At 37.7% G+C, this 12,108-nt stretch carries 12 protein-coding genes and 1 pseudogene; 11 read left to right on the top strand and 2 right to left on the bottom strand.

Features of this window, described 5'->3' with window-relative positions; genetic code table 11:
* Positions 1–35: 35 nt before the first annotated feature.
* Positions 36–491, top strand: a complete 456-nt coding sequence (locus tag ACFPRA_RS21860; protein ID WP_381439445.1) for a VOC family protein — start codon at positions 36–38, stop codon at positions 489–491.
* A gap of 224 nt (positions 492–715) precedes the next feature.
* Here ACFPRA_RS21860 and ACFPRA_RS21855 read toward each other — a convergent pair whose 3' ends face one another.
* Both ACFPRA_RS21855 and ACFPRA_RS21850 read right to left on the bottom strand, forming a co-directional pair.
* Positions 716–1,120, bottom strand: a complete 405-nt coding sequence (locus ACFPRA_RS21855) for a hypothetical protein (RefSeq protein ID WP_381439443.1) — start codon at positions 1,118–1,120, stop codon at positions 716–718.
* A gap of 387 nt (positions 1,121–1,507) precedes the next feature.
* Positions 1,508–1,876 carry a DUF2500 domain-containing protein gene (locus ACFPRA_RS21850; protein WP_381439440.1) on the bottom strand — a complete coding sequence of 123 codons (369 nt, stop codon included), beginning with the start codon at positions 1,874–1,876 and terminating at the stop codon, positions 1,508–1,510.
* A gap of 313 nt (positions 1,877–2,189) precedes the next feature.
* Between ACFPRA_RS21850 and ACFPRA_RS21845 the strand changes: the two are divergent.
* The 10 genes and pseudogenes from ACFPRA_RS21845 to ACFPRA_RS21800 form a co-directional block, all read left to right on the top strand.
* A pseudogene (locus ACFPRA_RS21845) lies at positions 2,190–2,650 on the top strand (YczE/YyaS/YitT family protein); the annotation flags it as partial.
* Between the two features lie 331 nt (positions 2,651–2,981).
* Complete coding sequence (locus tag ACFPRA_RS21840) at positions 2,982–3,773, top strand: IclR family transcriptional regulator (RefSeq protein ID WP_381439438.1); 792 nt, start codon at positions 2,982–2,984, stop codon at positions 3,771–3,773.
* Position 3,774: 1 nt separating this feature from the next.
* Positions 3,775–5,412: an ABC transporter substrate-binding protein gene (locus ACFPRA_RS21835; RefSeq protein ID WP_381439436.1), complete on the top strand. Its 1,638-nt coding sequence runs from the start codon at positions 3,775–3,777 to the stop codon at positions 5,410–5,412.
* A 63-nt stretch (positions 5,413–5,475) separates the two neighbouring features.
* Positions 5,476–6,477, top strand: a complete 1,002-nt coding sequence (locus ACFPRA_RS21830; RefSeq protein ID WP_381439432.1) for an ABC transporter permease — start codon at positions 5,476–5,478, stop codon at positions 6,475–6,477.
* A gap of 10 nt (positions 6,478–6,487) precedes the next feature.
* Positions 6,488–7,390 carry an ABC transporter permease gene (locus tag ACFPRA_RS21825; protein WP_381439430.1) on the top strand — a complete coding sequence of 301 codons (903 nt, stop codon included), beginning with the start codon at positions 6,488–6,490 and terminating at the stop codon, positions 7,388–7,390.
* A 6-nt stretch (positions 7,391–7,396) separates the two neighbouring features.
* The gene (locus ACFPRA_RS21820) at positions 7,397–8,401 is read left to right on the top strand and encodes an ABC transporter ATP-binding protein (RefSeq protein ID WP_381439428.1); all 1,005 of its coding nucleotides are present in this window, start codon (positions 7,397–7,399) and stop codon (positions 8,399–8,401) included.
* A 2-nt stretch (positions 8,402–8,403) separates the two neighbouring features.
* A complete protein-coding gene (locus ACFPRA_RS21815) occupies positions 8,404–9,414 on the top strand; it encodes an ABC transporter ATP-binding protein (RefSeq protein ID WP_381439426.1) in 1,011 nt (336 codons plus the stop codon).
* Positions 9,411–10,502, top strand: coding sequence for an S-methyl thiohydantoin desulfurase domain-containing protein (locus tag ACFPRA_RS21810; protein WP_381439424.1), 1,092 nt, complete (start codon positions 9,411–9,413; stop codon positions 10,500–10,502). The genes ACFPRA_RS21815 and ACFPRA_RS21810 overlap by 4 nt, the downstream gene beginning before the upstream one ends.
* Before the next feature lie 12 nt (positions 10,503–10,514).
* Entirely contained in the window at positions 10,515–11,462 is a 948-nt protein-coding gene (locus tag ACFPRA_RS21805; protein WP_381439422.1) for a DUF1177 domain-containing protein, read from the top strand.
* Positions 11,449–12,108 carry an AroM family protein gene (locus tag ACFPRA_RS21800; protein WP_381439420.1) on the top strand — a complete coding sequence of 220 codons (660 nt, stop codon included), beginning with the start codon at positions 11,449–11,451 and terminating at the stop codon, positions 12,106–12,108. The genes ACFPRA_RS21805 and ACFPRA_RS21800 overlap by 14 nt, the downstream gene beginning before the upstream one ends.

Raw genomic sequence — 12,108 nt, 5'->3', positions numbered from 1 at the left:
CAGAGTAAAGAATAGAACAGTAAGGAGATAAGACTATGGCAAAAAACAAGTTGCTAAGAATGGACAATGTCGGCATCGTTGTAGAATCCCTGGATGACGCAATCCCTTTCTTCGAGGAGATTGGCTTGAACCTTGAAGGGCGAGCCACTGTTGAAGGTGAGTGGGCTGGTCGCGTAACCGGATTGGGTTCTCAGTGCGTAGAGATTGCTATGATGGTTACCCCAGATGGCCACAGTAGAATTGAGCTTTCGCGATTTCTCACCCCACCTACTATATCAGATCACCGGACCGCTCCTGTCAATGCCCTCGGTTATCTACGCGTCATGTTCGCCGTTGAAGATATTGACGAAATGGTATCCAGACTCACTACAAAGTATGGTGCTCAGCTAGTTGGCGAAGTGGTTCAGTATGGGGACTCGTATCGTCTTTGCTACATTCGTGGAATCGAAGGACTTCTAATCGGTTTGGCGGAACAACTCAGTAACAAATAAATAAGTGATGTTGTATAAAAGGCCTTTACTGAAGTAAAAATATTGGAAGAAAATACTTATTAAAAAAAGCCCAAGATTGCGTGTAAGCAAACTTCGGGCTGATTTTTAGGGTGAGACCGTATCTTACCACTAGCGCTATTCTTATCTTTAAAACTAATTCGGTTAGATGCTTTTAACAGATCTTCAATTGCTGCAAATCGCCAATTGAGAAACGGTTGAAATAGTTACGTACCGAATTTGGTTAGTTGAGATTTTCTGAATAACTTTTGCCATAAACTTTTCTTCCGTTCAGCAACCAGTTCTTCTTTCATAACTTCCGCAGATGCAGCAGTTTCTTCCAAGCTTAATCGTAATTCAGAAACCCTTTCCGATTCATGACGATTAACCAGCCGCTTCAATTCCCCGATTTCTTGATGAAATACTTCCTTCAATTGGTTCTTTTCTTCTTCTATTTGATGAAATAACTTTTGATTGTACTGCATTTGCATTTGCATCATATTTTCCTGCTGAACACGGAACATATTCTTCAATTCTTGCAGGTCGTCATTTATAGAAGTCAAGTCCGTGCCTTCTTTATTATCCAGAGTAATCGTAACAGGTACACCTGAACCCCTAAGATATTCATCCACGGCTTCCCGCTTGTAGCCTTCCCCGTATAATTTTCTAATTGTCTTCAGAGTTTCCACTGCGGATACGTGAATCCTGTACCGATTATGAACCTTATCGAATTTGAGAAATTCGGGGTGTCTATTCAGATATCCTTTAATAGTATTTCCGTGAATGTCCAGCAATTCAGTAAGTTGTTTCAATGATAAATACGATTTTGGCAATGATTCTCACACCTTTCAGTATTCTCAACAACCTAGCACACAACATCCCATATATATCTATTCTGTGAGTAGTCTGAATAATCCTTCTAAAAAGAGGTTTTGAAAAGGGGCTGAATTTTTTGGGGGCGTCTAATGCTAAAGGTAGAACGCGGCCTTTGCTCGAGGAAAGTAGAGGCCGTTTACCTATTATTGTATACGTTCGAACCCAAGATAGCGTGTTCCCTGGAAAGTTAGCATTCCAGTATCACCTTCCGCCAACATGCCGTATTGCGAGCCGCTTAAGGAAAATTCTGTACGATCGCCGCTTTCAAATTGAAATGTTACGTAATAAGAAGTTGTTGACGTTGTATGCATATGGTCGTTCGAATGGTGATGATTGTTAGATGTACGTGTTCTTTTCGTGACAACTGCAGCAGGCACAGTAAGCCTTGGAGAGTTATTGTTTGCACTCCATTCAGAAATCCCTTTCACAACGATAAAAATAAAAACACCAATAATAAATAGAGGAACGATGGTAAACATTGCGCCTCCGAGAGGATCGGCATCAAAATACATATGTGTAACCTCCTGTTAGCTTCTTCATAAATAAGTTTACGTTTAGATGATAGAATAGTTTCATCTTTGATTACCGTCTTTTTAGATTTTTTTAACTATAATGAAAAGGTTTTATTCATTTGGTTAGAGTCATTTTTTGAATGGAAATACTTTTGTGTTTGCAAACTAGTATTATAAACGTATTCATTTGGAAAACAGGCACTTTTTTGATCAAATCAGTATACAGTTAGTGATAACTTGTCACTACATATTAACTCCTTAATAGATATTTTTGTTGTATTTACAACAAAGATTGATGAAGGGGGTGAGTAAAGTGAAATATCTTTTTTATGTGTTAGGAATTTTGATATTAACTCTTGGTATTTCTTTCACCTTACAATCAGACCTTGGAACTTCACCTTTTGATGGGACTATCTAAAAAAGTGGGATTAACGGTAGGGAGTTGGGAAATCTAGCTTTCATATTGATCGGTTGTAATTCAATTTTAAAAAGACAAAGACCTGAGGTTTTGGGTTTGGTTACAGCTCTTATAACGGGGATTGATATGTGACTGTTTTTATTAAACAATTTGGTGTCACCTGAACTAACGGCAAAATGGTTTGTTTTGGAATCGGCTTAGTTGTTATAGGATTGGGAACGACAACTTATTTACACACAAACTTTGCACCGATTCCTGTTGATCGCTTAACGTTAATCATCCAAGGATTAACTAAAACCAATATATTTTTTTCAAGAACCTTGATCTACCTTGTATTCTTGATATTGGCATTGATTTAAAGGGACCATCGCCACCAATTTAGAATTGCACATGATGTTAAAATATATCGTTAATCAACAGGTGTGATGGCTGAAAAATGTAGTCGTATCAACGGTTTATAAAGACGGGATATTGGATGGGAGTTGAACTCTTGTCGAATATCCCTATTTTCATTCTACAAATTTCGATCTTACGTTACAAAGACCGACAGAAAACATGATTTTATGATTGGTCTTATAAAAAATTAAAAAAAGTGTTGAAAATAGTCAGAAAGGAATATATAATCCTAATACAGGAACAATTAATTGAAAGTGTTCCTATAATAGGAACAAGTGAAATGAGGATAATATGGAACTTAAAACTTTAGTAAATTCTTTACAGGTTATTGAATTGTTCACAGTAAAAAAAGAGTGGGGCGTTCGTGAAATTGCTCGTCAACTAAGTATGAGTGTTACAGTGGTTCATCGTATTATAAGTACTTTTGAAAAGCAGGGCTATTTAGTATTGAACGAGTCAACTAAATTGTATGAAATTGGACCACAATTGGAAAAGTTTAGCTCGGATATTAGGCATAAAGAGTCATTTTCAAAAGTTATAAAAACTCATATGAAAAAATTAGTAGCTCATAGTAATGAGACAATTTTCTTTACTATGCGTGAGGGGTCTGTTGGGAAATCCGTACTGATTGAAGAAAGCTCAAGCAGTATACGATTAATGTTTGATATTGGTGAAAGTCGTCCGTTACATGCAGGTGCATCGAATCAAGTGATTTTAGCACATCTTCCTGATAAAGAATTCGAAGAATATGTATCTGGAAACCTTGGAATACGTACATCCAAAACGATGACTTCTCGTCAGGATCTTGAATATAGAAGGAAGGTGGTGAAAGAACAAGGCGCATTAATTACGCATGGTGAGGCAACAGATAATGTAACTGGAATAGCAGTTCCTATATTTGATGCAAACGGAGAAGTTTATGGCTCTTTAGCAATTGCAGGTCCATCTTTTCGCATCTCATCTGAACAAGAGCAGTTATATTTAAATCATTTACTAGACACAGTAAAAGAACTGCAAACGTACATCCAGAAATTCAACCTAAATAAAGCACAAATGAAAGATTTACTAAACGAGGAGGAGTAAGATGAAAAAATCATGGTTGTTAATTTTATCAGTAATCATGGCAGCGCTTATGGTAGTAGCTTGTTCAAACGATGATGAATCTACGTCCAAGACTGGTGAGAATAATACAAAAGCCAGTACTAAGAAAGATGGTCCATTTGTGTATGTAGCACAGCAGGTAGTTGGTACGGTAGATCCGGCAAAACATACGGATGAAACCGAGTTGATTTCTATTCTTAACACGTATGATCCACTAGTTTATCCCAAAATTGAAGAAGGCGTAATGGATCCGGGCCCGCATTTGGCAACAGAATGGACTGTTTCCGAGGACGGTAAAACATATACATTTGATCTTCGCGACGATGTAACATTCCAAAGTGGCAATCAATTTACTGCAAATGATGTTGTTTATTCTATTGAGCGTATGATTGCGATCCAGCAAGGATTTTCCTGGTTATGGAAGGGTGTTTTAGAACCGGAGAATGTAAAAGCAATTTCAGATACTCAAGTAGAATTTACATTAAATAATGCCTACGCACCATTCGTATCCACTTTGACACAACTATTTATAGTAGATAGCGAATTATTAAAGGAAAACACAGTAGACGGTAGTTATGGTGAATTTGGAGATTATGGTCAAGCATACTTAGAAAATAATGTAGCTGGATCAGGTCCATATAAATTAACAGAATGGAATCGCGGGTCGCACCTGAATTTCTCCAAAAATGATTCATACTGGAAGGGTTGGAAAGACGATCAGCTTGATGAGGTACAAATGAAAATTGTAACAGAACAAGCCACAGTTAAAACAATGTTAAATTCTGGGGATGCAGATATGATTCACCAGTGGTTAACTGTTGATGCCTATGAAGAGTTTAAAAAAGCAAAAGGTATTGTTGTAGAAGAAGCATCAAGTGTCCAGTTGCAACATATTCCAATCAACATGGCTAAAGCACCGACTGATGATATTAATGTACGAAAAGCTATTCTATATGCATTTGACTATGATGTAGCGAATAACCAAATTTTAAATGGCGCAACACAGGCAGTAGGACCAGTTCCAATTGCTGTAACGGGGCATAATGATGACATACAGCCGTACAAGCGTGATATTGAAAAGGCGAAAGAATACCTAGCAAAATCTAAATATTCAGGTGATGAGTTAACTGTTGAGTTTATGTATTTAGCAGATACACCATCGCAACGTCAATTAGCACAATTAGTTCAAAGCAATTTACAAGAAATAGGCTTGAAAGTAGAACTTAATGGGGTTCCTTGGACTACTGTAACAGAATCCACTACTACCCCAGAAACAACACCACATATGGTTGTTATTTCAGATACATTAAAGTACCCACATTTAGATAGCCACACATATGGTATTTATCATCCAAGTGCACACGGTAGCTACCGTTCATCAAGTTGGTATGATGATGCAGCAACAACTAAAGTGTTGGAGAGCGCTCGTAACTCAATAGATCCAGATGAACAATTGGCATTTTATAAGGAAGCACAAGCTTTAATTAATGAAAATGCACCTTCAATTTATGTAGCTAATCCAAATCATCGAATTGCTTACCGTGATTATGTAGATGGATATACATACGTCGGTATTCTTGGATACGATGTCGGATTCTATTATTTATCTCTCAAAAAATAATTTGATTAAGAAATAGGGGCAATACTGCCTCTATTTCTTAATCTTGTATAAGGATGTGAAGGAATGAAAACGTTTTTAGTTAAAAGGACTTTCCAGATAATACCGGTCTTACTTGGTCTTTCGATTTTAATCTTTGGCTTATCTCGAATTATGCCAGGTGACTCCATCCGTTTAAAGCTTGGCCCTGAAGCAACGGCTGAGCAGATTCAGATGTTTGAAGATTCTATGGGATTAAATGACCCAATTGCTCTCCAATACGTGAATTATATTAAAGGTGTATTTACAGGAGATATGGGATTGTCATTACAAACGGATCGTAATGTTGCAACTGATATTGTAGAAACATTTCCAGCGACTTTTGAATTAATGCTTGTAGCAATGTTTTTAGCAATTCTTTTTGGTATCCCATTAGGAGTTATTAGTGGAGTTAAGAAAGATAAATGGCAAGATCATTTAACTCGTGTAGTTTCACTTTCGGGTATTGCACTACCTAAATTCTGGATAGCCATTATATTGCAAATTATATTTGCTTACTGGTTCTCACTATTGCCAGTTGTAGGTCGCGGGAATATAGTGCCTACTGAAATCACAGGGTTACGTTTACTGGATAGCCTATTAACATTAAACATTGAAGCGTTTATAAATAATTTAAAACACATCATTTTACCTTCAGTAGCGTTGTCTATTGCTACGATGGCGCAAATTATGCGTTTAACGCGTTCAAATATGCTAGATGAGTTACATAAAGATTATATTATCGCATCTACGTCATATGGATTACCTAAATTTATGATTGTCTATAAGTATATGCTGAAAAATGCTTTTGCTTCTACCTTAACAATTATCGGCCTTTCGTTTGGTGCACTACTTGGAAATGCATTTTTGGTGGAGGCTGTATTTGGTTGGCCCGGAATGGCCCAATACGGGGTACAAGCTGTAATTTATAAGGATTATAATGCAATTGTTGGTGTCACATTGGTTATTGGAGCTGTGTTTGCTATGACAAATTTAATCGTAGATGTATTATATGGTTTTGTAGATCCACGTATTAAGTATGACAAATAGGGGGGATCAAATGAGTGCGGGAACGGTAACAAATGAAGCTGTTAAAGGAAGTAAAATGAAATTCGATTATAAGCGTACGTGGTATAAATTAAAGAAAAGTAAGTTAAGTTTAGTTGGTCTATTCATTGTTGTTGCTGTTATATTAATGGCTATTTTTGCACCATGGATTGTACCATATCCCTCAGATGCTACGGGTTCAACAATAGCCTTTGACAAAATGAACCAACCGCCAAGTTTTGAACACTTTTTTGGTACAGATGAAATAGGGCGCGATATTTTTAGTCGTGTTGTGTATGGAACACGAATCTCCCTAATGTTAGGTGTATTAGTATTGGCAATAGCTATCGGTATCGGTGTTCCCCTTGGATTAATCGCAGGTATTTGGGGAGGGAAAATTGGTGCCCTAATCATGCGCATTACGGACATTTTCTTAGCAATTCCGGCTCTTGTTTTAGCTTTAGCGGTAGCGGCAATCTTAGAGCCTACATTAGTTAATATTATGATCGCTATTTCATTCGGCTGGTGGCCATGGTTTACCCGTTTAGTTTATGGCGAAGTATTGAGCTTGAAGGACGAGCAATTTGTATTGGCGGCGGAAGGCTTGGGTGCTAGTAAATGGCGCATTGCATTTATAGAAGTATTACCCAACTGTATTTCAACCATTATAGTAAAAGTTACATTAGATATGGGATTTGTTATTTTAACTGGGGCAAGTTTAGGTTTCCTTGGTTTAGGGGCACAGCCTCCAACACCGGAATGGGGAACTATGATTGCAGAAGGACGAGTGTATTTACCTGAAATGTGGTGGCAGGCAACGTTCCCTGGATTTGCAATTTTAGTTACGGTATTAGGCTTTAATTTACTAGGGGATGGGCTACGGGATGTATTCGACGTACGTCTGGATGGAGAGTGATGAATAATGAGTAAAGTTTTACTTAATATTGAAGATTTGAAAGTTCACTTCACCTCCTACGAGGGGACGGCAAAAATTATTAATGGCGTAAATATAAGTCTAAACGAGGGTGAAGTTATTTCTATCGTTGGTGAATCCGGCTGTGGTAAATCTGTGACTGTGCGATCTATATTGGGACTTGTACCGACACCTCCAGCTAAATACGTAGGCGGCAAGATACTCTTTACGGATCGAGATATATTGAAATTTTCCAAAGACGAAATGCAAAAATTACGGGGACAAGATATATCAATGATTTTCCAGGATCCAATGACTGCATTAAACCCAGTCTTTACAATTGGCGAGCAATTAATGGATGTCTATATTTGGAAAGGAAAGAATAGAAATATATTTTCTAGGGTGAATAAAAAATTAAAGCAAGAAGCATATGACCGTGCGATCGAAGTATTACAAAAGATGCGCATTCCTGACCCTATCGCTATTATGAAACGTTATCCAGTCGAATTAAGTGGAGGTATGCGCCAACGAATTGTAATTGCAATGGCTTTAATGCATACACCGAAGTTATTAATTGCAGATGAGCCAGGGACAGCACTTGATGTATCCGTACAAGATCAAATATTAGTTGAGTTAAAACGTCTAGTTAAAGAAGAAGGAATTTCAATGATTTTCATTACACATAACTTAGGCGTGGCGAGGATAATTAGTGATCGCGTTTATGTTATGTATGCGGGTGAAGTTGTTGAAGAAGGAGATTCGGAAACGATATTCGAAGAGTCTTTCCACCCTTATACAAATGGATTACTAGCGTCAATCCCTAAATTAGACGGTAGTATGGGTGACGGTATAGATGGTAGAATTCCAAACTTCTTTAATCCCCCGGTAGGCTGTCGATTTTATGATCGTTGTTCCGAAAGGAAAAGTATATGTAAAGATATACGTCCGAGCTTAATAGACCTCTTGCAAAATCGTAAAGTTGCTTGCCATTTATATTCAAAAGGGGGGGAATAAAAATGTCCAATAATATTTTGGAGATAAATGGATTGAAAAAGTATTTCCCTATTAACAAAGGATTTTTCAAAAAAAAGGTAGGAGATGTTAAAGCAGTAGATGATATATCACTTGTATTAGAGCGAGGGACAACTTTAGCGATCGTAGGTGAATCCGGTTCAGGTAAAACAACATTTGCCAAAACGATTATGCGCTTTTATGCTCCGACAGAGGGAACGATCAACTTTGATGAAAGAGACATAACAGCGATAGATCAAAAGGAATTAAAGATTTTGAGACAACAAATGCAAATGGTGCATCAGGATCCTTCCACGTCATTAAATCCACGAAAAAAAATTCGGGATATTTTAGAAGCACCTTTATTAATTCACAAAATCGGTAACAAACAACAACGGGAAGCTCGCATTAGAGAGTTAATCAACTTGGTGGAGTTACCAGAAGAGTTTCTAGATCGAAATCCCCACTCTTTGAGTGGTGGCCAAAAGCAAAGGATCGGTATTGCCCGTGCCCTAGCTTTAAATCCCAAATTGGTTGTACTAGACGAGCCGACGTCGGCGCTTGATGTCTCTGTACAAGCTAAAATTATCACTTTGCTACGTGACTTGCAAAAAAAGTTAAATTTAACGTACATATTTATAACACATGATTTAAGTTTAGTGCGAAATTTTGCAGACCAGGTAGCCGTTATGTATTTGGGTAGCGTAGTGGAGTACAGTGACGTAGAAACACTTTATAATCATCCATTAAATCCATATACACAGTCATTGCTGTCATCAATTCCTGTGGTAAATGAAAATGAATCAAAAAGGCTTCCTAATAAAATTCCATTGGATGGTGAAATTCCAAGTCCTACAAATATGCCAGAAGGGTGTAAATTTCATACAAGATGCCCTTATGCTACGGAAGAATGTAAGCAAAGACCTGAATTAAAAATTACAAAGTATGGCTCAAAAGTTAGCTGTCATTTTGCAGAAGAAATTTCAGAAAAAAAAGTGAGGGTGGGTGCGAAATGAAATTAGAAACGTTAACAGCAGATATGGTAGAAGCTATTGTTCTGGGGGGGTGTATTTTAGGTGGTGGAGGTGGCGGTTCAAGAATAGAAGGTGAAGAATTCGCAAACCTTGCTTTTCAAATGGGAGAACCGACATTTGTTCAACTGAATAGTTTAAACAGTGACGATGTTGTTTTAACTGTTTCGGGTGTGGGTGCACCTGCAGCAAAGGAGCAATATGTAAAACCAGCTGACTATCTACAAGCTATTGAGATGCTAATAAGTAGTTTAGAAAAACCACCAGTTGCTATTATGACGAACGAAAATGGAGGATTTGCGACTGTTAATGGTTTTTTACAGTCAGCTCTATTAAATATTCCCTTATTAGATGCGGCTTGTAATGGGCGTGCACATCCTACAGGTATTATGGGTTCAATGGGTTTAAACGAACTAAAGGATTATACATCAATGCAGGTAGGCATTGGAGGCAAAAAAGGTACGTCAGCTCGTGTAGAATTATTTGCCAAAGGAAGTTTAGATACTTGTTCTAAAATGATTCGTCAGGGTGCTGTACAAGCTGGAGGACTAGTAACAGTTGCACGAAATCCTGTTACCGCTAATTATATTGAAAAGTTCGGGGCTGTTGGAGCCATTACTCATGCATATGAGGTAGGTCAGGCGTTTCTCAAAGGAGAGAATCCACAAGAAAGAGTGCGGAACGTTGCATCAGTCTTAGGTGGAGAAATCATTGTTGAAGGAAATGTAGAAAGCTTTAATCTGATTACAAAAGATGGATTTGATTTAGGCTCGTTTACAGTTAAAGCTTCTGAGGATAAGTATGATTTAACATTCTGGAATGAATTTATGTCGATTGATTGTAATGGAGAGCGAATTTCAACCTTTCCAAATCTAATTATGACTTTTTCAAAAGAAACGGGATTACCTATTACATCTGCCGAATTAGAAGAAAATCATCCTGTTTATATTATTTCCACTCCCTATCAAAATCTTAAACTAGGGCGGGGAATGTTCGTAGAAGAAAACTATACAAGTGTAGAAGAAGTTCTTGGTATTGAAGTAAAAAAATATATTTCAAAAATTTTTGAGTGAGGAGTTTTTAACATGACACTAAAACAAACTTTAGACGTAATAGAAATTATTGATAACGCTTTTGTAACAGGAGCAGACGTGGTGGAAATTTTCAAAGACTTCGTATTTGTTGAAACCGATGTTCAGACAGTGGAAGGGGAAAGTGGCTCAACCGATTTTGTTAAAATAACGATTAAAGGGTCGGAAGGAAAGCTTTCAGGTGGCAATGCACGTACAATGGGGATTGTTGGACGTTTAGGGGGGATTGGCGCCCGACCATCGCGTATTGGGATGGTTTCAGATGCAGACGGTGCTGTGGCAGCGATTACTTCGGCTTTGAAGCTGGCGGAAATGTCTGTCAAGGGAGATCGATTAAAAGGCGATATAGTCATTACAACTCATATTTGTCCTAATGCTCCTACAGAGCCACACTATCCAGTAGATTTTATGGGTTCACCAGTAGATATTTTAACAATGAATAAATATGAAATTACGGAAGATGTAGATGCCATCATCTCAATTGATACTACAAAAGGAAATGTTATTTTCAATCATAAGGGGATTGCAATTTCCCCAACAGTAAAAGAAGGGTATATTTTAAAGTTTAGCCCGGATTTAGTTCGCATTTTAAGCATGACAACGGGGATTAATCCAGTAACATTTGCTGTAACAACTCAAGATATTACCCCATACGGCAATGATGTATACCATGTAAATAGTATTCTACAACCAGCTGTGGCAACGGATGTGCCGGTAGTAGGAGTTGCGATCACCGCGGAGTCAGCAGTACCTGGTTGTGGTACAGGTGCAAGCCATGAAGTAGATATCGCACAGGCTGCTAGATATGCGGTAGAAGTAGCGAAAGAATTTACAAATGGAACGGCAGAGTTTTATGATGAACCGGAATTTGAAAAAATAGTTAGCTTATATGGTTCTATGAAACATTTACAAACGCTTGGGAAACAATATGAAGAAATCTAATATTGGAGTTATTACAATTGGTCAATCACCACGAATAGATTTAGTACCAGAAATGGAGAAGGTTATCGGTAATCAATTCTCCTTAATAGAAGCAGGAGCATTAGATGATTTATCGTCCAGTGAAATACTAGAATTATACCCAGACAAAGGAGAAACGACATATGTTTCTAGACTGCGTGATGGTAGTTATGCGACCATGGGGAAATCAAAAGTAGAGCCCTTATTACAGGAGAAAATTGATCAGCTATCATCTAGAGTAGAAGTGATTATTATTTTATGTACGGGTACTTTCGAAAAGTTAAGTTGTGATAAACCAATAATTTATCCAGATAAAATACTAGATGGTGTTGTGCGTAGCCTATTTAATAATCAAAAAATAGGGATTGTTATTCCAATAGAAGATCAGAAGCAGTCTATGCTAGAAAAATGGCATGGTTGTAATGTTTGTGTGATTGCATCGAATCCGTATACAGAAATGGATATTGGGGATGCTGTAGCTTCCTTGAAATCCGAAGATGTTCAATGCGTAGTATTAGACTGCATGGGATATAATGAAAAGCACAAACAACAGGCAATTTCTACATTGGGTGTTCCCGTCCTATTGCCACGTACGCTAGTTGCCCGTGTAGCGATGGAAGTTTGCTAG

Origin of the sequence: Sporosarcina soli, from assembly GCF_042655805.1 — a bacterium.
Lineage (GTDB): Bacteria > Bacillota > Bacilli > Bacillales_A > Planococcaceae > Sporosarcina > Sporosarcina soli.
The sequence above is the reverse complement of the archived record's forward strand: the minus strand, read 5'-3'. Positions and strand labels throughout refer to the sequence as shown.